A 24,724-nucleotide genomic window follows, 5' to 3' on the forward strand; every position below is an offset into this window, starting at 1 on the left:
GCTTGTTATGGATAACGTGACAACGCAATACAGTGTGAAGGTGGTTAAGTACTTCATTCTGGCATCTTTCGTCTGGGCCATTTTAGGCATGTTAATCGGGGTAATTCTCGCTGCGCAACTCTACTGGCCTATTCTCAATTTCGACTCTCAGTACTTCCAATTCGGTCGTCTGCGCCCGCTTCATACCTCCGGCGTCATCTACGGATTCGTCGTTAATATCCTGATGGGAACGTCGCTTTACATTGCGCAGCGGACCGGACATTGCCAACTCTTCAACAAAAGCTTGGCATGGATGGTGTTCTGGGGATGGCAGCTCGTTCTCTTACTTGCGTTGATTTCACTCCCTGCGGGTTACACCACTTCTAAAGAGTACGCAGAACTAGAGTGGCCAATCGACTTGTTAATTGTCTTTGTTTGGGTTCTTTACGCTGTTCTCTTCTTCGGTACGATAGCCAAACGTAAGGTGGGACATATTTTTGTTGCTAACTGGTTTTTCGCGGCATTCATTATCGTTATCGCGATGATCTTTATCATCAACAATCTCGCCATGCCTGTTTCAGCCATGAAGTCCTACTCGGTATTTGCCGGCGCTCAAGACGCCATCGTCCAGTGGTGGTGGGGCCATAATGCAGTTGGCTTCCTTCTTACAGCTGGGATCATCGGCATAAACTACTACTTCATACCCAAAGCCGCTGACCGTCCGATTTACTCGTACCGTCTATCCGTAATCCACTTTTGGGGCTTAGTCGGTTTCTATACTTGGGCAGGAACCCACCATTTAATTTACTCCTCTGTTCCTGTTTGGGTGCAAAACATCGGCATTGTGATGTCATTAATTCTTTGGCTTCCTTCGTGGGCGGGTGCGTTCAACAGCGCCATGACGCTGCTTCAAAACAAAGAGAAGCTCAAAAACGACTATATCTTGTTGTTCTTCTTCTCGGCGATTCTCTATTACTGCTTAGCCACATTCGAAGGCCCACTACTCGCGATTCGCTGGTTTAACATGCTCGCGCACAACACCGAATGGGTTATCGGGCACGTTCACTCAGGTGCACTGGGTTGGGTCGGAATGTCAGGCATTGCGGTCTTCTACTACTTCATTCCTCGACTGTGGAACAAAACTGAACTGTGGTCACCAAAACTACTTAAATGGCACTTTTGGCTCGCACATGCTGGGGTTGCTCTTTATGCCATTGCGTTGTGGGTTGCAGGTATCGGTGAAGGCTACATGTGGCTAACACAAAACGACAACGGCGAATTAGTGTATAGCTTTGTACAAGCTATGGACTTCAAGGCCCCGTGGTTGTTCTTGCGTTTCTTTGGCGGGGCTCTGTTTGTGTTAGGTCTTCTGTTGATGGCAGTCAATCTCTACAAAACCGTTCGCATGTCGAACGAGTTAGTGGCAAAGGAGGCTTAGCTTATGAATAAAGACTTCACTCAATCGGTTTGGATTCTGATTATCACAACGGTCGTCGTCGCCTCCTTCTCACTATTGGTGTGGGTTGTCCCTAATATTGTGCGCACCGCAGATATAGCCGAAGGAAGCTTGGCTAAGCCCCTTACTGCACTGGAGTTAGCTGGCCGTGATATTTACATCAGCGAAGGGTGCCATGTATGTCATACACAGATGGTTCGACCGCTCGACCCCGAGGTAAAGCGCAACGGTCGCGCGAATCAAGAAGCTGACGACATCTATGAATTCCCGAATCTTTGGGGCTCAAAACGTACTGGGCCAGATCTTACTAACCTAGGTCGAAAATATTCAGACCAGTGGCACATTATCCATCTCATCAACCCCAGACAAGTCGTACCGACTTCAATCATGCCCGCATACCCTTGGTTGTTCGAACAAACGCTTTCAGGTGATGACATTGGAGACAAGATGAAAACGCTGCGAACTCTCGGTGTGCCATACACAGATAGTGAGATCAGCGAAGCGAGGCTGCAAGTGCGTGGCAAAACCAAAGCCGAAGCACTGATTCGTTACTTGCAGAGCCTGGGGCAAGATACAGCACAGGAGGTGTCACCATGAGTACATTCTGGAACTGGTGGGCGATCATTTGCACTCTAATCTTCTTTGTTTTAATGGTTTCTGTGGTTGTTAAATATTGGCGCAGCAACCATAAAGCCGACCACGATCATACTGTCGGTAGTTTTGATAACATTGAAGAGAAAGACGCGCCTCCGCCTAAGTTGTTGTTTGTTGGCTACGCTATCGCTTTTGTTATTTCTGCTGGTTACCTCGTGCTATACCCCGGTATGGGAGAATGGCGAGGTTTGGTTGATTGGCAACAGAGCGATGACCGATTAAGTTCCCCGTCCACCTCGCTGGACGAACAAATGGCCATGCAGACTCAAACCGATCTCAACACCTTAGCTTTGGTACCTGAGATTGTCGCAAGTGGCCAAATTCTGTTTCAAACCCATTGCGCAGCGTGTCACAGAGACAATGCTCAAGGTCAGAAACATTTCCCTAATCTCATTGATCAAGAGTGGTTATATGGTGGTGACGACAACGCCATTATCCACTCTATCGCTAAAGGCAGAAACGGTGCGATGCCGGGTTGGAATGAGATACTCAGACCCGATGAGATATCCAAAATGTCCTATTATCTGGCCTCTCTCAATCAGCGCCACACTGATGTGCCAGAGGTCAAAGTCGAACTTGGCAAGAACCTCTTCATACAAAACTGCGCTTCCTGTCATGCTGATGGCACTGTTGCTAACCCTGATCTTGGTGTACCTGATCTCTCAGACAGTATTTGGCTACACGGCGGCAGTATCGAGGAGATACAACACACAATCAACTTCGGCCTAAACAACTTGATGCCAGCCTTTGAAGAGCAACTTACCGCAAATGAGATTCTTGCCCTAGGCGCTTACATTCGTCATTCAGAACAGACAGAAATAGAAAGACTTGCAGCCTTAAAAGCGGACTCGGTTGAACGCGGTGAGTATCTTGCTCATGCCGGAGATTGTGTTGCGTGTCATAGTGCTGAAGGTGGGGAACCTTTCGCTGGCGGCCTACCATTCGTGACTCCGTTTGGTACAGTTTACTCGACCAATATCACTCCTCACGCCAGTGAAGGGATCGGTCGATATGACTTTGATGATTTTAGGGATGCATTGGTCAAAGGTAAAGGCAAAGAGGGCTACCTCTATCCAGCAATGCCCTACACTTCCTATCAATACCTCACTGACCAAGACATGCTTGACCTTTGGGAATATATGCAGTCAATTCCTGCGGTTTCTCGTCGAAATGATGATAACAGCATGATATTTCCATCCAACATCAGACTTGGACTGTTAGGCTGGAACATTGTCTTTATGGACACCGATCCAATCGACTATCAAGTACCACAAGAGCTTAAAGAGAGTGTTGACGATGTCGAGAAGTGGCAACGGGGCAAATACTGGGTTGCAGGGCTCGGACACTGCTCGGAGTGTCACACTCCAAGAAATATTGCTCAAGCCTTGATACCTGAACGTATATTTCAAGGCAACTTAATTGATGGTTGGAACGCGCCAGACATTACTGCTAACGAGCTCTATATCGATGGATGGGATGAAAAGACGTTAACGGACTTCTTGCACACTGGTCACTCAGATAAAGGCACTGCATTTGCTGGAATGGCTGACGTAGTAAAAAATAGCTTGAGCTTGATGACGCGGGAAGATGTCGAATCAATGTCATATTACCTGTTACAAGGCGATACCAATAATATGATTTCACCCGACGCGGTTCCTTTGCAGCCGAAAGGTTTCGATGATGCAGCGTATCAGTCTGATATCTATGCAACCTACCGTCAAACATGTGGGGCTTGCCACGGTGACGATGGTAAAGGCCGAGATCCAATTGCTCCGACTCTGCTTAACAACGGGATTATTATGCACAGTGACCCGTTTAACACCGTTGCAGTAACAGTTCGAGGCCTACAACCAACCTATCTCGACAAGGATAGAAACTTTATGCCAATGGCGAGTTTTGAAGAGGTACTCTCTGACCAGAAGTTGGCTGAACTCATCACTTTTGTACGTAAAAACCTTGGTGATAGGCACGACCCTGTCACACCCGAATACGTTCGAGAAGTGAGAGAGACCTTGGAAGCGGCGGGATACGCTGGCGGGTTGCACACAACCCCTGAAATGTATGACCGTAGAGACAACAATATCCACATCAAATAACGATATCTGTTGGCTTAAAAGAACGTTATCTAACAAAAGAGACCTGTTCAAGGTCTCGTTTTTACATTGTTGAGTCATTATTCATTAGAGATCAATCACTAAAGATAACGATTAATTAACACATATTGCGATCGGAATCCCAGAAACAATACTAGACAGAGTGCATAATGCTTTCATTTTTAACAGATGTACAAAGGACAGTTTATGGATAAATCCACTCTCATTTACAACACCCTTGAAGGGCTATCGAATGCAGAGCCGCAAGAATTCGCTCAAATTCGTCAAGATCTTTACAACCAATTAGGTCTGACGTTCGAACAACAAACTGCACTTTATACTCGTGTTTTAGGCCCTGCTGGTGCTGGGAAATTAACTGACATCGACAATGCTGTTCAGTCGGCTTGTCAGTTACTTGGCGAATAATTAATTAAAATTAAGAACAACAAACGCCGACTTTTCCCCACAACGCTTTCCCCCTAACGGAATGAAAAAAACGCTGCTAAATTTAGCAGCGTTTTTTCGTTGTCTGATAAGAAACCTTTAAGCAACTGACAATTAATTAAATAGTGACAAGTTACTTCGGTAGGTTCTCAATTGACTCAACCATTGTCATTAACTTATCTAGAATGCGTTCACCGTCTGCTCTGATCCCATTGTGCTCGTATTCATTGGTGATCCACGCTTTCGAGTTTGGAATCTTAGCCAGAGTTTCACGGCTGTAATCAAGCTCAACGTACATGTCATCTGCATACACTGCACACGCCATCGGTACTCTGTTTTCGCTAAGCTGTTTCGGTTCATATAAGCGGACCCAGTCTGACTTGTCAGCTAATAATTCAGCAGCTTGCTTTAACGGCTTTAGGGTCTCTAATTGGTCAAACATCCACGGGTAAACCATTTCGCCCGTAAACCAGAACGCATCACCTGTTTGGTAGTTAAAGTGCGGATATTCATCGCGAACACGGTGCGCTGACCATTGCGACGCCGTACCTTGACAATAGATCGACTCATGCAGAATCGCATAAATAGGATTAGTGAGGTAAGCCTGCTCTTGTTGCATCTGATTTAAGAAGCTGTAGCTCAGTTGCTTCTCTCCATCCACATCAACAAAGGCGTTTTCCAATGTGAAATACATCGGCAGATTCGCTTCCCCGCCACCAAGATTAATGCCAATTAGCTGGAACTGCTCAACCGTGAAGATCTGACCATTCGGCAAACGCACTTCATGAGTCAATAGATGATCTGCAATCTCACGACACAATGTTTGTGCTTGCGGGAACTGAGTGAAGAAGGCTTTGTTCTTATCTTCCACACGCTTGTAAGTCGCTCGATAGACATCATCTGCTTCACGCTCAATTGATGGAATACCGCCTGTGACATAACAACGCAGTAAGCTTTGAGGAAACAGAGAAAGGTAAGTCAGCGTACAAAAGCCGCCAAAGCTCTGACCGATTGTCGCCCACTGTTTGATACCAAATTGTTCACGAATCGCCTCAGCGTCACGCACAATGTTGTCAGCTCGGAAGTGTGACAGGTAATCAGCTTGCTGTTCTGGATTCAGGTGGGCCAGTGTTTGATGGCTAATCACCGTACTATTGCCCGTGCCGCGCTGGTCTAGTAAAAGCACGCGGTACTGTTGTAGAGCGCGTTTTACCCAGCCCGATTCGCCACTCATTCTTGGGGAAGGAAAGCCCGGTCCTCCTTGAAAGTAAACAAGCCAAGGTAGATCTTGATTGTCTTTTGCAAAGTCCACCAATTCACGTGCAAACACCTGAATTTGTTGACCGTGTGGGTTCTGGTAGTCGAGAGGAAGCTGAAAGCTATGTTGACGGTAAAGCGTCGTTCCATCAATGAATTGTGCCTGCACGCAAGTATCCTTTATCTGTAACTGATTAATTATCTGTAGCTAAGTATTTATCATTATATTTGAATTTGAGCCTAACCTAGCTCAAGACTTCAAGATACTCGCAAGTCACCCTATAGGAAACTGTAAATCGTCAATATTCGTAAAAATCTTTTACAGCCAGTCTGTTAACTCGTGAAAGTGACATCAACTCGCCAGCCGTCAGGCGATTGCTGGGTTTGATACGTCCATCCATACTGGGCGATAAGTCGCTGCGTCAGTTCTAGCCCCAAACCAAAGCCGAGATCATCTCGCCCAATTTTAGGCTCCGTATTTCGGTTCACAATAGATAACGTATCACCTGCTTGGGTAATCTCAACAATGCCATTTTCTGTGTGCTGAAAAGCGTTGCGAATCAGATTTGAAATGACAATTCGACACAAACTTTCGGGCAATTCCAGTGTGGTTTGGTCAACATTGGTGGTCACTTCCACTGATTTGCCTTGTAGTAAATAACCCAACTCGCCGACTATCTGCTGGATACTTTTCCCTAACACGACTGGGGAACTAGGCAGCGACTTCCCTTCCTGACGATTCAACCAAAGTAGTGTTTCGGTTAGGTCAGTCATAGTAAAGCCCGCCCTTTCGATACGATCGAGCACTTCGAGTTGTTTCTCTGTTGGGAGCTGCTTAGTAATCATTTTGCGCAGCAGTTCAGAATTGGTTCGCGTAACCGCAATCGGTGTTCGCAGCTCATGACTGGCATACCCAAGAAAACGTTGCTCTCGCTCCAAGCTCTCTTGTACCGAGCTCAAGCTAGATTTGATCAACTCCCCGAGTGCATTCAGCTCACTGTAGTGAAAGTTGGGGACAGGTTGAGTGAGCTGCTCTTTATCTAGCGCCTTTGCCCAATCTTTTAACTCTTCCACTGGCGAGGCTATTTTTCGCTGAACCAAAATCAATGCGATGAAAAAAAAGACGATGGCGCCAAGCCCAATAAAAATGATGTAGATAAATGGTGGCGGCTCATTTTCAAACTTATCGTTCATATCCATATGTTTAAGCAGCAAAGAGATATAACGTGTTTCCCCATCTACGACGACTTTCATTGCGAAGTAACCCGCTTCAGGCTCAGAGATGATAGGTACGCCATCTATCCGTTTAAGAAGTTCATTCGGGATCAACTCTTCCGGGTTCAGGTTTTGCTGAATCTCTTTCGGTAAGTCTTCCCACTTAGCCGCTAGCGTCACGTCATCAAACTGGACTGGTGCGTCGTTTTCACCCAGTGGAAGCTCAGTAGCTTGTGCACGCATAAACTCCGTCATCGCAGCATCTAAACCCGCAAAGAAGTAGTGAATACCAGTTATGGTCAACACGCCGATAGTGGCACTGCCAACAAATAGCATCGCGACCAGAAAATAGAGCCTGATACTCGGGCGGATCTTCATCTACGCGTCCTCATTCAGCTTGAAGGCAAAACCGTAACCGGAAACGGTTTGAATAAGCTTAGTATCGCTTTTGCCATCGACTGCTTTTCGAAGATTAAACATATGAACCTTCAAGCTATTGCTGTCTGGCTGTTCATCTCCCCAGACGGCTTGCATCAATTTTTCACGAGATACGGCATTTGGGCTCTCTCGCATCAAGCATTCTAGAAGTTTGATTCCGGTTGGCGATACTTTAAGCGCCTTACCTTGGCGAGTGGCGCTTTTATCTTGAAAATCCAACTCAACATCTTCGATGCGCAGTTTATTAACTTGCCCACTGCGACGACGAGATAAAACTTGAGTGCGTACGATCAACTCTTCCATAGCAAAAGGTTTTACGAGGTAGTCGTCTGCACCTTTAGAAAACCCTGTCAGTTTATCGTCGAGGGTGTCACGGGCAGTTAGCATTAGAATTGGAACATCTATACCTTGAGAACGTATCTTTTCACACACCTCTAGCCCATTAAGTTTGGGTAAATTGAGGTCAAGGATGACCGCATCGTAATGGTTAGTTTCGATGAGATTGTAACCGGACAAACCATTGGCTGCGTGGTCACATGATATATCTTCAAGTTCAAGGTAATCGATGACCGCTTTTGCCAAGTCGAGATCATCTTCAACCAATAGAAGTTGCAAATTGTTCACCCATCCCTCCGTCATTCCCAGAAAGCCCCATAAGCTTTTTCTCGGGGCTAGATATGCCTCATGTAATTGTAACTGATTACGCCAGCTCTAGCTGATTTTCAGTTTTAAAAAGCTTCTGTTTTATCTTGCTAATCAGCGTATTGGCATCATTTTGAATCATTAGCAGTGATGGTGTTAGAACCAGAGTGATAACAGTCGCAAACAAAATACCGTAACCAAGAGCCGCTGCTGCTGGAATTAGAAACTGTGCCTGCATAGAAGTTTCACTCAACAGTGGCGCCAAGCCAGCAAACGTAGTGACAGAGGTCAGCAATACTGCGCGTAAACGCCCTGTACATGCATGCTGGATCGCTTCTTTGACACTCAATGACTTATCTTTGATCAGTTCATTGAATCGTGAGACCAACAGTAAGCTGTCATTCACCACCACACCGCTTAGTGCCAAGATCCCGTTTAGTGACAAGATACTCAGCGTCAGGTCGTTCAACCAGTGCCCTAAAATGGCGCCAACAATACCAAATGGAATCGCGACCATGATGATCAATGGCTGCATGTACGATTTCAAGGGAATAGACAACAACGCAAAGATCATTATAAGCGCTAAAACAAAGGTCGATTGCATAGAGTCCGTAGACTCTTGTTGCTGCTCTGCTTCACCAGTAAAGTCAATTTTCACCGTCGGATAGTCTGCATTGAGCTCTTTGACTATGCTGTTTTTCAGCCGAGCGACAAGCTCGTTCGATGCGACCTGATCTTTGTCGACCACTGCCGTAATATACACCGCACGCTGGTTATCGATACGGGTAATTTCAGACTGTTGGTAATCCGAGTAGACCTTAGCAACCGTCGTCAATGGAACAACCGTACCATCTAGCGTTCTCACTTTTGACGCACCAATATCCGCAAGTGTTTGGCGATCTTCTTCTGGATAACGAACACGGACTTTCACTTCGTCTTTGCCGCGCTGAAAACGCTGAACAATATCGCCACCAAATGATTGCAACACTTGTTGCGCTAGCGTTGCGGTATCCATACCTAACGCTCGGCCTTGATCCGTCAATTCAAAGCGATACTGAGGTTCACCCAAGTCCAAGTTATCGTCAATGCCGCTAACTCCAGCCACTGTTTGCAACTCGGCTTTAAGTTTGTTCGCGGCTTCTTTCAATAACTCTTCGTCGTTGGCTTTCAGCTCGGCTTTAAACGCATCTACCATCTCCATCATTGATAGAACTTTGAGCTTTTTGACGCCTTCCATATTTTCAGAGTTTGCCAACCACACGTCAGCAAATTCGTTAGAGTCATAGGTCGCTTCACCGTCCAGTTCAATCGTCACTTTGCCCGACTTATCTTCCTCTGCGATCACTTGTACGCTTGAAATGCCCGACTCACCACCATGAATGGCTCGCAATTGTTTGTCCACTTCCAAAGCATTCGCTTCTAACTGCAGCAGGTTAGTTTGCGTTTGGCTAAAGCTACTATCGTTATACATGCTGATTTCAGCGGTCACAGTGTCGCCAGCAATATCTGGGAAGAAGGCAACCCGTACGCTACCGGTAAATGGCATCCCGATAACCAGAATGAATAACGAGATGAAACCGAGCACGACCGCATATCGGAAGTTCAATGCTTGTTTAATCAATCGCTTGTAAACCTGGTTGTTCACCCATTCTAAACCGTTATCAGCGCCTTGTTGAATGCGATTCCAAATCCCCTTTTTATCTGAACGTTGAGTATTCACATGGGCCAAATGAGACGGCAAGATCAGTTTAGACTCAACCAAAGAGAGCATTAAGCAGATGGCAACAACGGTCGCAAACTGAGCATAGATTTGTCCCATTTTGCCTTCAACCATGGCAATCGAAACAAATGCAACCACGGTAGTCAGCACACCAAATATGGTTGGTGCTGCCACTTTATGCGTACCTACAATCGTACTCTTTAATGAGTCCCCTTCTGCTCTGCGCGTCGAGTAAATGCTTTCTCCGACAACTACCGCATCATCGACCACAATCCCGAGTGCCATGATGAAGCCGAATGTGGTCATCTCATTGATTGTGAGACCCATAAATGAATCGGTCATAAAGAACAGAGTGCCACAGAATACAAATGGCAGGCTCGCCGCTACCCAGAACGCAACTCGGATGTTAAGAAACAGAGCCAAGACAATGAATACTAAGGCGATACCGGTTAGAGCATTTTTCGCTAGTAGAGACAGTCGTTCTTTAATCAGCGTGCTTTTGTCGTACCAACTCTCTATTTCAACGTTCTCTGGCAGTAAGTTACTTGATTTCCACGTTTCAACGACTTGTTCGGCCTGTTCAACGATGCTGATAACATCACTGTATTCATCCATTACAATCTGAATGCCCATCGAGTTCTGCTGGTTGTAACGAGACAGGCTGAAGGTATCCTCTTCAAACACATCACTGACTTTAGCAATATCGCCAAGTACGATCTGGCCACCATTGGCGGTGTTCAAGATAGGGATCGCTCTAAAGTCTTGCAGTTCGTACGCCTGATCCGACACTTTAAGACGAACCGTTTTATCGCCATTGCGTAAGCTTGTCGCTATGCTAGTTGATGATTCTGCATTGATTGCGTTAGAAACATCCGTTAGCGTTAGATTGTAAGCTTGCAGTTTGGCCTCATTAACCTCAACAGAGATCATTGGATCGATCTTAGCCTTAATTTCTAAATCACGAATCTGACTTTGACTCAGTAAATCCGCTTTTAGCTGCTCTGCAAGGTCCTGCAAGGTAGCGCGGTCTGTATCGCCATAGAGCTGAACCCACAGTGCGTGTTCTTGCATTCGCGCTTTGTCGATAACTGGGTTATCCGCTTCGACTGGCAGATTGTTAATTGCATCAACCTTGGTTTTCACGTCATCGAGCAACGTACTGAGGTCGTAATTGGTCTCTTTCTCGATAGAAACGTGGCTGCCTGAAGAGTCAGAAGTCGACGTTATATGCTTAATGCCTGATACCGTTTCAAGTGCCTCTTCGATCTTCATGGCGATCCCCTCTTCCGCTTGAACGGGGTCACCACTATCGTAGGTCACAGACACCGTGACGACGTCAGGTTCTAAGCTTGGGAATGCCTCTTTACGTAAGCTATTAACCGAGAACAAGCCAACCATGATAACGCCCAACATCAGAAGATTTGCCGCTACTGAGTTTTGGGCAAACCACGCGATGATGCCTTTAGGCTTATACGCTGATTGCTGGTCGGCTGAAGGTAACGAACTCATATTAGCCCTCCTCTGACATGGTACGATCTGAGGCTGAATCTAAGTTACGTTCAACCATTTGAATGTCACTGTTCTCTTCAGCAACCGTTGGAATGACCTTCATACCCACCTTAAAATTGCTTAGTGGACGCATCACCACTTGCACTGCGGTTTCACTGTTAACGGGTTCAACATAGATATGTTCGTTGCGCTCAAACATGGTGGCGGCTGGTGACTTAGTTAGCATACCTTGTGAATCAACAGTCCAAATGTCACCTTGCTGCGACAAAGCAGAGGCAGGCAGTTGCCATAAATTATCTACTTCAGCACCCGAGATGGTCGCGGTGACAAAGGTACCTGGGAAAAGTGGTTGAGTTTGTTCAAGCGGATTATCGACAACCAATACGACTGAACGCTGACGTGTGTTCTGTGCGACATATTGATAACTACGCTTGACCTCGGCTTGCCATTCAAAAGCACCAGTGCTGTCGGTAATGGTCGCGTTCCAAGTGACGTTGCCTTGTTGGTTGCCTTCTTTCGTTGCTTTTGGCAGGTTCGCCCACTGTTGTTCTGATAAAGGAATTTCGATTTCAATACGGTCGGTGCTGTATAGCGTCGCAACGCTACTTCCCGCGTTTAGATAACTGCCGGGCTGAATATCACGACTGACGACAACGCTATCAAAAGGTGCTCGAACTTCAGTATTCGATAAGTCTTGCTGCGCTTTCACCAAGGCTTGCTTAGCATTCGCTAGTTTAGCTTGCGCACTCGCTAGCTGAGGTTCGCGAAGCACAAGTGGAGAGCTCGGTTCTCCAGTTAAACCAGAACGCTCCCATTCAGAGCGAGCCTGTTCGCCTTGTCTCTGTTCTTCCAGTAATTCTTGGGTTGCGGTTGCAACATCTGACTTCGCTTGAGTCAGGGCTTGCTGGTAGCTTGTTGTGTCGATCTTAGCCAACAGCTCACCTTCTTTCACGGTAGAGCCTGCTTCAAAACTACCAGACAACCACTCAACACGACCGCTCACTTCACTTGCAAAGGCAAGCTCGTAGCGGGGTTTTGTTTCGCCATAGCCCACCACTTCAGCACGATAGCTGGCTGCGTCCGTTAACTGAACCGCAACCTGAGGAAGTGAACGTGTATCCAACGGTTGTTCACCAGCAATATCGAGTTTAGTTTGTGGCTGCGCTTGAGCGGCCTGAGCCATTTGGCTGCCGTTGTACGCAACTACAGCAAAAATAGAGCCCGCAGCCGCGACTGTGATAGCGAACGTAATTGCATTCTTTTTTAATGTGCTTTTCATGCTTTGTTTCCTAGATTTTCGACACCTAGGCCCAGTGCTAAGCCTAAATCAATTCGGTTAAGTAGACGTTGGTATGTGGTATTGGTGAGTTGAGACTCGACGTCATAGGCTTGCTGCTGAACGGTCAATAAATCGAAGATATCCACCAGCCCTTGACGGTATTTCTCTTCGTAGCTCACCACACTTCGTTTAGCACTCGATAGCGACGCTTGTAGGTGCTGTTGCTGATCCGCCAATGAGCCTTCTTGCCCAATCGCGTTTTCCACCTCATTCACAGCGGTTAGCAAGGTTTCTTGGTAAGCCCAGTAACTTTGCTCTGTCGTGAGTTCAGCAATCTCGGCATTGGTTTTCAGACGACCACCTTGGAATAGCGGTGCAGATACCTGTCCTAACGCACTCCACAAAGGGTTGGCAAACAAGGCTTCACTTGGTGTTTCAGCCATGTCTTTTAAGCTCGCAGAAAGACTGAACGATGGCAGCATCGCTTTATAAGCAGCATCGGTTCTCAAACTCTCGGCTTCAATATTGAAGAAGGCTTGTTGAAGATCTGGACGACCTGCTAGGTTTTGAACCGACATGTTTTCAAGTGGATTGAGAACATCAGGAAACGCTTGAACGACATTGACGTCAGTAACCTTAGTATTCAACTCACCCGTTAACAGCAGCAGGCTTCGTTTGCTCTGCGCCAAGTTTTCTTGATATTGAGCCACAGTCGCACGAGTAGAGGCTGTGCTTGTCTTTGCATTGTCGAGCTCTTCAAGTGTACCTAAGCCGACTTGATAGCGGTCTAATACTAAAGTTTCGTTGTTTTCAAGAATCGCTAAACGGCGCTGCTCAATATCTAACAACTGTTGATTAACACTGATCTCTAGCCAGCCACGCATAATGTTTGCAGCAAGAAGGTTGGTCGCGTTTTGTAAGCTAGCCTGAGATGCCGCAACATCTTTTCTAGATGCAGCGCTCACATCAGCAAGGCGTTGCCATAGGTCTAGTTCCCAACTCACCGTGACATCAGCGTTGTAACTCTCGTCACTGTCTTCTGTTTTTTCACCTGAAAAATTGGCATTCACCATTGGCAATTGGTCAGCAAAACTCAACCCCTCTTGGGCATAGGCGATCTTGAGAGCCACAATGCTCTGCTGAAGACTTGGGTTCGCGCTAAACGCAGTCGTCAGGTACTGCTCTAGCTCAGGTACATTAACGAGATCGGTAATTAAGGTCGTTGTTTGTTGTGTCTGCTCTTCACCAGCTGTTTCTACTCGATTAAGTAACTGCTGAATGGACTTATTTTGTTGCTCTGTGGCCTGCGTTGAAAAGTCGGCTTCACTGGTTGTCGCACAACCCATAAGACCGGATAGCATTATCGCAAGCACTGAATATCGAAACGTCATTGGTGCTCTCTCCCACTTAGATGCGGCCAAGATAGAGCAAGCAGGGTTAAGGAGGGGTTAACGCCTAAATATATTCACAAACAAAATGTTTAGCTGAAAGGTTTATACCAATCACAGTAAATAGGTGATCAAAAATAGCGCAGGAAAAAGGCTTGAGAACAAGGCGGCTTTTCTGCAACAGAGAGTTTCGATAAGTAGTTATTCTACAATCAAAAATTCTAACGCAGTTATCGAGCATTTTAACAAGCTAGGATGAGCAATTATTTACTACGATTGGTATTAATACTGCTAGAAAAGAAAAAGAGCCTAATGCTGAGAGGGAACATTAAGCTCTTTGGTTATAAACCAAGTGACACTGTCACTAAGATTTACATTTGTTTCCTCTGATAGGAAATAATGGAAATGCTTCAACGTATTGATCGCGGATTCTATCCATCACCACAAACAAGCGTTTCATGACTTGTGTGTACAGTATTTGAAGATAAACCAATAGAAGATTCATGGATTATGATGGCTTTTCGTTTTCTGACTCATGCTCTGCTACGAAACGTTTAATGAACCGCCTGATCTCACGCGCAGCAGAGGTATCCATGTCATCACACAATGAAATAAAGTTATCTTTTAACTCACTGTTAATTCTAATGATTAACTGGCTGTCTTTAGCGTTCGCTTTGTTCTTCTTAGTGGCCATCACTGCACACCCTAGATACTCGATTTGATTAGTTCGATTCTAAGACACACCAGAGCAGAGAGCCAATATGAACCGTATATTCGATGTATATACATGATCCGACTCTACAATTCGCTACAAATGACAATTCATTAGGTCGTCACATATCTGTCATAACTCGCCTGTAGATTACCCTGCGAAGTTTAACTAAACCTCTGATTAAGAAAAGATATGTCACAGGAAAAGCACCCTTTAGACAACAAGATCATCGCACTACTACAACAACGCGGCATGATCAAAAGTGAAGCGAAAACACGCCTCAAGAAACAGGTTTATAAGTTGCAGGCTTCAGAAGTGAATCAGATCAACAACTATTCCAATCACTTTGGCTTGACCGCAAAACAGAAATTGATTGATGAGATATTGGATATCAGACGTGAGGCGATGATTTCGAGCCTCACATCTGAAAAAGGTAGGGTTTGAATTAAGATAGCGTTAGCTAAATTTGATTAGAAGAAGTCGATGGAGTTACGACCGCTCTTCTCATCACGTTGTGGCTTTGGTTTTTCGTTTTGAGCTTGAAGTTTATTGGCGGACTTGTTTTTCTGCTTACGCGGCTCGGCAGAAGCACTCAAATTTTGGCCTTGATTAGCGCTCTTATTTTTCGGCTTAGAAGAACGTTTCGATTTGTGATGCTGTTTAGGCTCTTCTTTTTTCTTTGGTTTCTCAGCCACTTCTTGAACAGGCTGATCACAACAAACCACGTAGTACTCTTGGTTGAACTCAAAGAAGTCGCCATCGTACATTTTGCGACGCTTACGAGTTTCTAGCTCACCATTTACCGCAACGTAACCTTCAGAAATCACGTGCTTGGCCTCACCTCCACCGCCAACTAGGTTAGCGATCTTAAAGACTTTATATAGCTCGATAGGTTGTGATGAGACATCAACGCCAATCGCTTCAATCTCTATCTCTTCGCCTTCTTCGCCATACTGATCCACTTCATCGTAATCAGCGTCTTCGTAGTATTCTTGGTCCATGATGAACTTACCTAAAACATGTTCTTTATCGTATGCAGCGCAGTGTAATGGCAAACCAACAAAATAACCATCATCTATTTACCCTTCTACACGAGGGAATGAGAGAGCAAAGCAAGCGCCATCAAGATAGCTCTCTCCGACGGTCACTTGGGCCTGATGACGTTCACACACCTGCTTTACAATCGCGAGGCCAAGTCCATGCCCTGTCTTACCTTTATTCCTAGCAGCATTTGCGCTGTAGAAAGGGTCAAACAAGAATGGCCAGTGCTCTGACTCAACACCTTTACCATCATCATGCACTTCAACCACAACTTCCCCGTCGTTGGACCAAATTTCAATAACAATCTTAGAGTCGGCGAACTTAAATGCATTGCGGACGATGTTGTCTACAGCACGATTAAACAGTTTGAGGTCGACATGCAATTGTACGGACTCTTTAAGAGGCACCTTGACCAAATCAAGCGTGGTCTCTTTTTCCCAAATAGCACATCGCTCATCCAGCCAGTTATTCATATCAACCGGCTGCAACTGCAGTTCGGAGCCACCACGCTCTAGTCGCGAGTAGTAAAGCAGCTCATCGACCATGTCTTCCATCTCTTCGGTATCAGCAAGAATGCGCGCGATTGCCTTCGACTGTTTGTCCGTAGGGTCTAAATCACTCAGTAGCTCCGCTTGCCATTGAATACGAAAAATCGGTGTTCTCAGCTCATGAGCAACAGCATTGGTCAGAGATTTATTGCTGTTGATTAGGTCGCGAATCTTATCCGCCATCACGTTAAAACTGCGGTTAAGCGTACCAAGTTTAATGCTATTTTTCTCGGAGGCGCGCTGCATCAATTCGCCATTAGAAAACGCAACGGTAACCAATTCTAAATTCTTCAAACGACGTTTGATTCGCCACACTAAGAAAAGACCACTAAAAGCAAAGCCAGTGATGGCAAACACCCAAATGAATCGGTTTTCGGTCTTTATCTTTTTCCTCAGAAAAGACTCTTTGTTGTCCGATAGCTCGTACACATTTTGACTCTCCGGTAAACGCAGCCAAAGAAAATCTTCTTCATGGTAATACACGTTTACATCTGGATTATTAAACGCTTTTTGAACCATTTTAGGTGCAGCTTCAAACGCCACGATACGAAGGTTTTGGCGCGTTTTTTCCGCATAGTTTGTCAAAATGGTCTCGGTTTCAACTACTCCCTTCTCAGTCGCAATCGTGCTAATCAGCTCTTGATAAGCTTCTGCCTGATGATCGCGCAGGATGTATTCATAGTCGGTACCCAACTTGTAAACGACAAAAGCGTACGAATAGATACTGATGAGAAAGATTAGCGTCAGACCCACCAAGTATTCAAAATAGATTCTTCTCATTAAGAAAAGTCGCCTTTACCAGCGTTCAGGAACAAATAGATAGCCTTTACCGCGAACCGTAATGATCTTTTTCGGTGGCATAGTGATGTCATTCAGTTTCTTGCGAAGAATTACGATTTTGTTGTCGATAAAGCGATCGACACCATCGTATTCAATTCCTCGAATCTCCTGAGTCAAGTAGTTGCGCGACAAGACCTGCTCCGGCGAAGACGCCAATAACCAAAGTAGCTCAAACTCACTCTCGGCAATCGGAATATCTTGGCCTGCATGAACACATGATTTGGTCGCTTTATTGAGGGAAAGCTTGCCAAAACTCAGCTCATTGCCGTTACCCGTGGTATTTGGCTGTAAATCTTGAGTCCGACGAAGCAACATACGCACCCTTGCCAGCAAAACACGCTGTCGTACAGGTTTGCTGATAAAGTCATCTGCACCCGTTTCCAAAGCCGCAACATGGTCAAAATCGTCGTCACTGGCCGTTAAGATCAGAATCTTGCCATTGAATTGGCTGCGTATTTCACGACAAATGGTCAGCCCATCAACCTCTGGCAACATTAGATCCAGAAGTACAATGTCAGGTTGGATTGTTAAAATTTGCTCACAGGCAGTCGCCCCATCAGATATGGTAACAACATCAAATGATTGGCTCTCGAAATACTCTTGCAGCATTTCTCGTAGGACTGGATCGTCTTCCACGATCACTAATTTAGGGTTGGTCATAAATCCTTCTTACCGTGTCTCTTGCTACCCTTTTGAACCGCTTCCTTGAGTTTGAATTCAGCACATTCTTCTTACATAGCTGTGATTTTTTTAAATTAATTTGGTTTCATGAAAATGATAGAACTATCTGTATAACATATAAATAACAGATAATGCAGCTAAAATTTCACTATAACGGATGAATTTGATGAATAAAAAAGCCGGTTAGACTAGAAAGAATAACCGGCTCAAATTAACGACTTAATTTATTGCTTCCTAATTATTTTGTGTAACGAGGAAACTGTTCGAAGGCACGGCGATATGTCACATACTCGTTCGAACTCCAAAGTCTCAATTCTTCTGGGTCGTAGTTGTACACTTCTTTATGTAATGCATTGAAAGACCTTTTATTATTCTCCACAATTTGGTCGCCAAAAACCTGTGCCACATCAAACAGCTTGTCCAACTCGTCATCCTCAAACTTGCCAATCGCACGGTTTTGAGCATTTTCTAAGTGAGCTAGAGGGTTACACTTGCGTTTCATGTGATCTTCTTCAGATTCACCATCAACCTTAAATCGCAGACATTTGCTACCATCTTCTTCATACGCCTCGAACATGTCGTCGTAAATTCTGTATCTAGCAGAACCCGTCGTGTCTCGAAGTGCAATCAAAGCATCTTTGTCGCCTATCGCAATTATACGGGCTTCATTTCGATCACGTGTGTTTTTGAATACAGAGAGCGCGTTTCGAACTGGGTATGGTAATTTGTTTAGCTTCTCAACACGGGCTTTTTGCTCATCTTGATATAAGGCACGTGAAGCGACAGCATTGGCTAACGTGTTACGTGAGTTCAATGAGTAGTTGACCCCTTTCCAAGTGAAGTTAATCCCATCTGGATCAGCTGTCGCACTGTTTGCAAGGTTAATTGTAATCGAATCACTTAGCCCGCCAACAGAGTCGTTCAGGCCATATTCATTAGCACGATTGTACTTGGTTATATTCGCTAACAGCGTAGCGAAATAAGGAACCACAGTGTCTTGTGGCGATCCCTCTGTCCAATATTCGAAGGCATCTTCACCACCTAACACAAAGTAGCGCTTCATTGGCCATAAGTATGAAGGTACCGCTTCAATCGTTTGAGTTAGACTCGGCTGGTAACGAAGTACAGTTTCAACATAATCACCATTACCATCAACGAAGATCGCTTGACGCGCTTCAGGTCGACCCGCTAGGTCGGATAAGTGCGTATATAGCTCACCAATCTTATCGGAAAGGTCGATTAGAGCTAAACTCGAGTTCTCTGTTGCAATATAAGGTGAATCACGACGAACCAACATTTGTGCAGCAAGCAGTTTATCTGGCCACACACCCAGAAGGTCGACTGAGTTAGACGCCGTTTGGTACGGGTTGTTAGCCTTTAAACTTGACCAAATATGACCATCACGCGTCTCAGAGCGCATCACAATTTCGTTAGCTTGGTTCTTAAGTAGTTGAACAAGCTCTTCATCATAACAGCTCGTTGGAACGTCTCGGTTTGGTGACATACCTGTTTGGTATGTTAACCAAAGGTCAGAAAGTTTTGCAAAACGATAACGGTTCGGCACTCCCTCGACACCGCTAAGCTCTTCAAGCTCACACACTTTGTCCGGTGCTGTGAGTACGTCGAAGAAGAAATTAGCCGCTAGATTTGCTGCGTTGTATGTGTCACAAATCGGACGAAGTCCTGCTGACATATTGTCTAGTGGTACGATATTACCGCGATAATCGACGCAGTTGTTCCCTGCAATCTCTTTAAACACACTACCTTTGTTATTGATAGTGTCAGCACCAATGTAACGTGCGAAAACAAAATCGATTTCGCCGACGTTTTCTATGATGTCTCGAATTTTCTGGAATTCATACATACGTTGCCAGAAGTATTCGTACTGGTGATACTGGGAGAACCAATCACGACCGTTGCGGCGGTTCGCCGTTTCGTAGCTATCGTAATAACGCTGAATACGGAACTCTGTAATCTCGGTGAGTGATGTACCTTCGTCAAAGCGATCACACGTTAGACTTGTCGTTGTGTGTTCATCGGTACAGAAGCGGTAGCTTGCCAACTCAGGGATACCTTCTGTACCCGCATTCGCACGTAAATGAGCAATGACACCGGTAGGATAAGCATTGTAATCCTCGGTCATTTGTCGGTCGTACTCTGCCAATGAGTATGTCTTACGGACTTGAGCGCCTGTCTTATCACGAACTGATTCGCCGACAAATTCATTGGTTTCGATCTCACGAGCATAAGCAAATTTAAGCGCAGCCTTATCATATTTACCAAAGACCAACAGTTCATCAAAAATTGATGCGCCGTAGTCCATGATCGAGCTGTATGCTGCAGGTTTGTCGTGGTGACCCAGTTTGCTTTTCGTTAACTCTTCAGTCGTATAGAAGTTCGTTTTATCGACAGATCCCATGAAGTTGTGGCGTAAGCCTAAGTTATGGCCTAGCTCGTGAATCAATGTCGACTTAAACATGTGCTCTGAAATCGCTTCACTCGCCAATTTTTGCTGCTCTAAGCTCAACTCATTCCATTTTTTCATGGTATTTTGTTCAGCATCAGCAAAATAATCACCACCTGCGTAGTCGATACCAGCGATCAACCCCTTCGCATTAGTACTCAACCACATCGCATCTTCACTGTAGACGTTCTGCTCTGAGAAACGTTTCAGCATATCTTGACGCTTGTAAAATGCTTTTAGCGCTGCATCTTGGTTAGTTACATCAAATTTATGGCTTAAGTCAGCTTTTGGGAGTTCATTAATGAACTTGCCCTGACCAACAAATTCCATCTCACTTTCGGTTAGTTGTGGAACGAACTGTTCGGGGCCTCGGTCGGTCGAAATCATGTCATTAAAGACATCGACGTCAGTGCGCTCAGCAACCACAGATGCCGTATCACCCTCTGTTTCACCACTGTCTGCTGCACTGTTTTCTTTCGGTACGAATTTAGCGATCTCTTGACGGTTATAGCGCATCGCCAAGTCATTCCAGTAACGACGAGTGGTAGTACGAATAACGCCTAAGTACTGGTTAACATGAGCATGAATGATCTCACCCGTTAGCGGGTTCGTTGCCGATGGACCATAACCCAACAAGCCATTATCTACTGGTTCATCAATCAAATTGAAAACGTTGTAGCGTAAGTCACCCGATTGAATACCCGCTTTTTTATCGGTGTTCACAATCTTAATTGGCGGCACACCCGTGCCTTCAAGAGACTCATTAACCTCTTTCATCGTATCGATGGTCAGTTGACGGTAAACTTCGTTACCTTCATCAAAATAACTGTCGCTTAGGTAGTAATCGATCGATTCAAGATTTGGGTTAAAACGGTTGATGTAAGCGAAGCGCGAACCTTGAACATCACTTTCACCTGTGTGCGTTTTCACCGCTTTGCTGTCATTAAAAAAGCCGTAGTAAGCACTGTCTTGACCTTGATAATAGACGGGCTCGTAGTTTGAGCTCGCTAGCTTATCTAATTTAACCAGAGAGTAGAAAAAGCGAGTCTTGAACGACAAATTTTCTAGACCACCAAATTCATACTGATCTTCCGGGTCCGCTGTGAATGTGCGCTCTAGCTCAACGTTAATTACACCCTCTTCTGGGTTATATTCGTATGAGATAACACGAGGAGCGGCACTCTCTGATACATTGCTCGCGGTGTACCATGTGCTAAGCGTATCCTCTGATAGCGATTCGATGTTTTCATAATCCGGAATGAAGTGTGTCGCTGTTGTCCAGTCGACATTTTCATCATGGTTGACCTCTTCTTTGTTGGTACACTCTCCGTAACCATTTTCAGCACAACGATACTGTCTAAACTCACCTGGAATTTTCAGTACTGGTACGCGGTTAATCTCTGAGTCCCAACGACTCGGAGCTAAAGAGTCAACTTTGTCGCGATCTAACGCTTCAACGTATATACCATTAGTCTCGTCAAAACGTAGCTTGACTAATTTGGGGTCGCCTTGAAAGAAACCACGCTGCGTCAACGCATAACGCGGGGCTTCACCTGTTGAAGGCATGTACATCCACAATGATTCTGTATCTAGAGATTGAACGGTCACCTCTTTTGCGGATCTTTCAACGGTGTCATAGGCTCGATCCTCGGCCCCACACCCACTGAGTACAGCTGCGATACTTGCTGCAATTATTGCTTTTCTAAACATAATGTCCCTGTATTTATAGTTATATCGTTTAGTAAATAACGATTGTTTTTATTAATTAGCTCTCGCTAGAACTGATAATTAACCACTGCGTAATAGGTCATCTTTTTTAAATCGATCAGATCATTAAGCGGATTTTGCCCTTTATCTGGGTTGTAATAACCCACACTATTTGTCATACCAACTGACATCGAAATACTTTCTGTCATTTGATAGCCAATTTCTTCTCCATGTAAAATGGTTGGATCCAGTGAGTTACCGTGATAATTCCAGGACTGCCTTGGCATTAAGAAAATATTGAAGTAAAAGTCGTCTGCAAATGCATAATCCACGGAAAATTGATTGCTCAGTCGGTACTCAATCATTTGATATCCACCAGCGGTTTTGTATTCATGGAAATTCTTTCTTAGCAGTACCGTATTACTTAAAGTCAGACCTTCTAACCACTCATCAAATGAAGCACTCCAACGCAATTTGACACGTGTTCCAAATTGCAGATCATTTCTTTTAGAAGACTCTGACGTTGCAAATATCGCCCTAATCTCACCACTTACCGTGGATCCTTCGGTCGGATTAAACAATCCGTTGCGAGCCCATGACAAAGAGGTGTCATTCCAGAACTGGCCTCGTGTACCATATACATCACCATCTTGCTGGTGATAGCCAGATACCACGAGTTGTAACCGAGATTGATCAGAAACGGCATAGCGCAAAACGCCCGTTGCAGAAGCTGAACGATTCGCTAAGTGGGCACTATCCTCATAACCATTACGCGAGTAATCTGCACTCACATAACCTGACCATGCGCTCTTTTCATCGCCCTCGACCCACTCATCTTGCAAGTTATTTGCGAGCACAAGCGAGGGCGTTGCCAACAATAGAATTGGCAATACTTTTATTTTATTCATACTGTCCTTCTGCTATTTAAATCCGTCTCTCTTTTTAATAGTTATTCGCCGCCTGAGTTGTTCTGTTTTTTATTCTTTGTGAAGGGTGCGTAATAGGAATCGCGGATAATAACTCTTTGGTGTATTCATTCTTTGGCGATGAATAGACCTCTTTTGCAGTTCCCATTTCGACAATTTTCCCTTTTTTCATTACCGCCACGTGGTCTGAAATATGTTTAACCACCGACAAATCGTGTGAGATAAATATGATGGACAAATTCATCTCTTTTTGTATCTTGAGCAGTAAATTCAAGATCTGAGCTTGTACTGATACATCCAACGCCGATACTGACTCATCACAGATAAGTAGTTTTGGTTTAAGTGCAATGGCTCTAGCAATGCCAATGCGCTGCCTTTGACCACCGGAAAACTCATGGGGATAACGGTTTACCGCCGTGTGAGGCAAACCTATCTTGTCGAGCAGTTCCAATACCCACTGTTTTCGCTCTGCTGGTGTACCGATACCATGAATCTTATAAGGCTCTTCCAGGATGCCACCAACCGTATGCCTTTGATTCAACGACTCTAATGGATCTTGAAAGACAATCTGCATTTCGCGGCGAAGCGGTCTCATCTGCTTTGAGTTCAAAGACGTGATCTCTTTACCCTCGAAGAAGATCTTGCCTTCCGTCGGTTCATACAACTTAAGGATGGTACGCCCAAGTGTGCTTTTTCCGCATCCAGACTCACCCACAAGTCCTAAGGTTTGACCTTGTTCTAAACTGAACGACACGCCATCGACGGCTTTGATCACATAACCTTTTTTGAAGACCCCCTTACCCGTTAGGTAATACTGTTTTAACCCTTCAATTCTTAGTATCTCTGCCATTACGATGCCCCTTGGTATTCAGGAAAAAGTGACAGATCAATAGGGTCAATCTGTATTGCTTGCTTTGGCTCTGAATCCAAACCAGGAATCAAGCCAAGTAACCTCTTGGTATAAGGATGTTTCGGGTAATCAAAGAGCTCAAAAACATCTGCGTTTTCAACAATACGCCCGTCATACATCACCGCAACGTCATCACAGATCTCAGCAACCACACCTAAGTCATGCGTAATGAAAATCATCGCCATGCCCGTCTCTTCCTGTAGCTCTTTCATGAGTTTGAGGATCGAGGCTTGTACTGTCACATCCAAGGCTGTGGTTGGTTCATCACAGATAAGCACATCCGGCTTACAAGCCAATGCCATTGCGATCATCACTCGCTGCCTCATACCACCAGAAAGGTTGTGTGGGTACTCTTGAAATCTGAGCTCAGGCATCGGAATTTTTACTTTTTCTAGCAAGCCGATCGCGTAGTCTATCTTTTCAGCCTTAGACATCTGGCGGTGGTGTAGATCAAGTACTTCCACTAACTGGTTACCAACAGTTTGAACCGGATTCAGCGCCGTCATTGGATCTTGGAAGATGATTGAGATGCGATTACCACGCATTTGGTACAAATCCTGCTCCGCCATCTTGGTTAGATCCGTCTCGCGATACCAAATTTCACCCGCAGTGACCTGCCCGTATGGTTTAGGCAACAACCCCATGATCGACATTGATGTCACGCTTTTGCCGCTGCCCGACTCTCCTACTAATCCCAAGGTTCTGCCTGCTTTAACGTCAAACGAGACACCTTTTAGGATCTTGACTGCGCCTTCATCGGTGCTGAATTCCACCTCTAAATCGCGTACTTTTAGTACTGTTTGTTGCTTCATTGAATATTG

19 protein-coding genes are annotated in these 24,724 nt (G+C 45.1%); 5 read left to right on the plus strand and 14 right to left on the minus strand.

The annotated features are described in order from the left end of the window. The first annotated feature begins 7 nt into the window (after positions 1-7). The 4 genes from ccoN (at position 8) to vsple_RS15745 (ending at position 4,608) form a co-directional block, all read left to right on the plus strand. On the plus strand, positions 8-1,417 hold the full coding sequence (gene ccoN, locus vsple_RS15730; protein ID WP_261883788.1) for a cytochrome-c oxidase, cbb3-type subunit I: 1,410 nt from the start codon (positions 8-10) through the stop codon (positions 1,415-1,417). Between the two features lie 3 nt (positions 1,418-1,420). Next, positions 1,421-2,032 carry a cbb3-type cytochrome c oxidase subunit II gene (locus tag vsple_RS15735; RefSeq protein WP_261883789.1) on the plus strand — a complete coding sequence of 204 codons (612 nt, stop codon included), beginning with the start codon at positions 1,421-1,423 and terminating at the stop codon, positions 2,030-2,032. After that, positions 2,029-4,185 carry a c-type cytochrome gene (locus vsple_RS15740; protein WP_261883790.1) on the plus strand — a complete coding sequence of 719 codons (2,157 nt, stop codon included), beginning with the start codon at positions 2,029-2,031 and terminating at the stop codon, positions 4,183-4,185. The genes vsple_RS15735 and vsple_RS15740 overlap by 4 nt, the downstream gene beginning before the upstream one ends. A 204-nt stretch (positions 4,186-4,389) precedes the next feature. Further along, positions 4,390-4,608, plus strand: a complete 219-nt coding sequence (locus vsple_RS15745) for a PAS factor family protein (RefSeq protein ID WP_032552405.1) — start codon at positions 4,390-4,392, stop codon at positions 4,606-4,608. Positions 4,609-4,759: 151 nt separating this feature from the next. On the opposite strand, the gene vsple_RS15750 is transcribed toward vsple_RS15745, so the two are convergent. The 7 genes from vsple_RS15750 to vsple_RS15780 all read right to left on the minus strand — a co-directional run bounded on the left by vsple_RS15750 (position 4,760) and on the right by vsple_RS15780 (position 14,768). Beyond that, positions 4,760-6,052: an alpha/beta hydrolase gene (locus vsple_RS15750; protein ID WP_261883791.1), complete on the minus strand. Its 1,293-nt coding sequence runs from the start codon at positions 6,050-6,052 to the stop codon at positions 4,760-4,762. A 164-nt stretch (positions 6,053-6,216) separates the two neighbouring features. Beyond that, a complete protein-coding gene (locus tag vsple_RS15755) occupies positions 6,217-7,476 on the minus strand; it encodes a sensor histidine kinase (protein ID WP_261883792.1) in 1,260 nt (419 codons plus the stop codon). Next, entirely contained in the window at positions 7,477-8,175 is a 699-nt protein-coding gene (locus vsple_RS15760) for a response regulator transcription factor (protein WP_420833815.1), read from the minus strand. 61 nt (positions 8,176-8,236) lie between these two features. Then, the gene (locus tag vsple_RS15765) at positions 8,237-11,407 is read right to left on the minus strand and encodes an efflux RND transporter permease subunit (protein WP_261883794.1); all 3,171 of its coding nucleotides are present in this window, start codon (positions 11,405-11,407) and stop codon (positions 8,237-8,239) included. A gap of 1 nt (position 11,408) precedes the next feature. Continuing rightward, positions 11,409-12,686 (minus strand): efflux RND transporter periplasmic adaptor subunit, encoded by a 1,278-nt coding sequence (locus vsple_RS15770; protein ID WP_261883795.1) that lies wholly within the window; start codon positions 12,684-12,686, stop codon positions 11,409-11,411. Next, positions 12,683-14,077 (minus strand): TolC family protein, encoded by a 1,395-nt coding sequence (locus vsple_RS15775; RefSeq protein WP_261883796.1) that lies wholly within the window; start codon positions 14,075-14,077, stop codon positions 12,683-12,685. Before vsple_RS15775 ends, vsple_RS15770 begins: the two co-directional genes overlap by 4 nt. A 505-nt stretch (positions 14,078-14,582) precedes the next feature. Beyond that, complete coding sequence (locus tag vsple_RS15780; protein WP_255232658.1) at positions 14,583-14,768, minus strand: hypothetical protein; 186 nt, start codon at positions 14,766-14,768, stop codon at positions 14,583-14,585. Positions 14,769-14,978: 210 nt separating this feature from the next. Here vsple_RS15780 and vsple_RS15785 point away from each other — a divergent pair, with 210 nt between their 5' ends. Next, positions 14,979-15,230, plus strand: a complete 252-nt coding sequence (locus vsple_RS15785; protein ID WP_261883797.1) for a hypothetical protein — start codon at positions 14,979-14,981, stop codon at positions 15,228-15,230. 26 nt (positions 15,231-15,256) lie between these two features. On the opposite strand, the gene vsple_RS15790 is transcribed toward vsple_RS15785, so the two are convergent. The 7 genes from vsple_RS15790 to vsple_RS15820 all read right to left on the minus strand — a co-directional run bounded on the left by vsple_RS15790 (position 15,257) and on the right by vsple_RS15820 (position 24,715). Further along, positions 15,257-15,787 (minus strand): RNA-binding S4 domain-containing protein, encoded by a 531-nt coding sequence (locus tag vsple_RS15790; protein WP_261883798.1) that lies wholly within the window; start codon positions 15,785-15,787, stop codon positions 15,257-15,259. Between the two features lie 78 nt (positions 15,788-15,865). Next, positions 15,866-17,155, minus strand: coding sequence for an ATP-binding protein (locus vsple_RS15795; RefSeq protein WP_261883799.1), 1,290 nt, complete (start codon positions 17,153-17,155; stop codon positions 15,866-15,868). A gap of 15 nt (positions 17,156-17,170) precedes the next feature. Further along, positions 17,171-17,875, minus strand: a complete 705-nt coding sequence (locus tag vsple_RS15800; protein ID WP_032552380.1) for a response regulator — start codon at positions 17,873-17,875, stop codon at positions 17,171-17,173. Positions 17,876-18,134: 259 nt separating this feature from the next. Beyond that, entirely contained in the window at positions 18,135-22,070 is a 3,936-nt protein-coding gene (locus vsple_RS15805) for a zinc-dependent metalloprotease (protein WP_261883800.1), read from the minus strand. Positions 22,071-22,135: 65 nt separating this feature from the next. Next, positions 22,136-22,975 (minus strand): hypothetical protein, encoded by an 840-nt coding sequence (locus tag vsple_RS15810; RefSeq protein WP_261883801.1) that lies wholly within the window; start codon positions 22,973-22,975, stop codon positions 22,136-22,138. Between the two features lie 34 nt (positions 22,976-23,009). Next, entirely contained in the window at positions 23,010-23,843 is an 834-nt protein-coding gene (locus vsple_RS15815) for an ABC transporter ATP-binding protein (RefSeq protein ID WP_261883802.1), read from the minus strand. Next, the gene (locus vsple_RS15820; protein ID WP_261883803.1) at positions 23,843-24,715 is read right to left on the minus strand and encodes an ABC transporter ATP-binding protein; all 873 of its coding nucleotides are present in this window, start codon (positions 24,713-24,715) and stop codon (positions 23,843-23,845) included. Before vsple_RS15820 ends, vsple_RS15815 begins: the two co-directional genes overlap by 1 nt. Between the last annotated feature and the right edge of the window lie 9 nt (positions 24,716-24,724).

The sequence above is a fragment of the Vibrio pelagius genome (assembly GCF_024347575.1).
GTDB lineage: Bacteria > Pseudomonadota > Gammaproteobacteria > Enterobacterales > Vibrionaceae > Vibrio > Vibrio pelagius.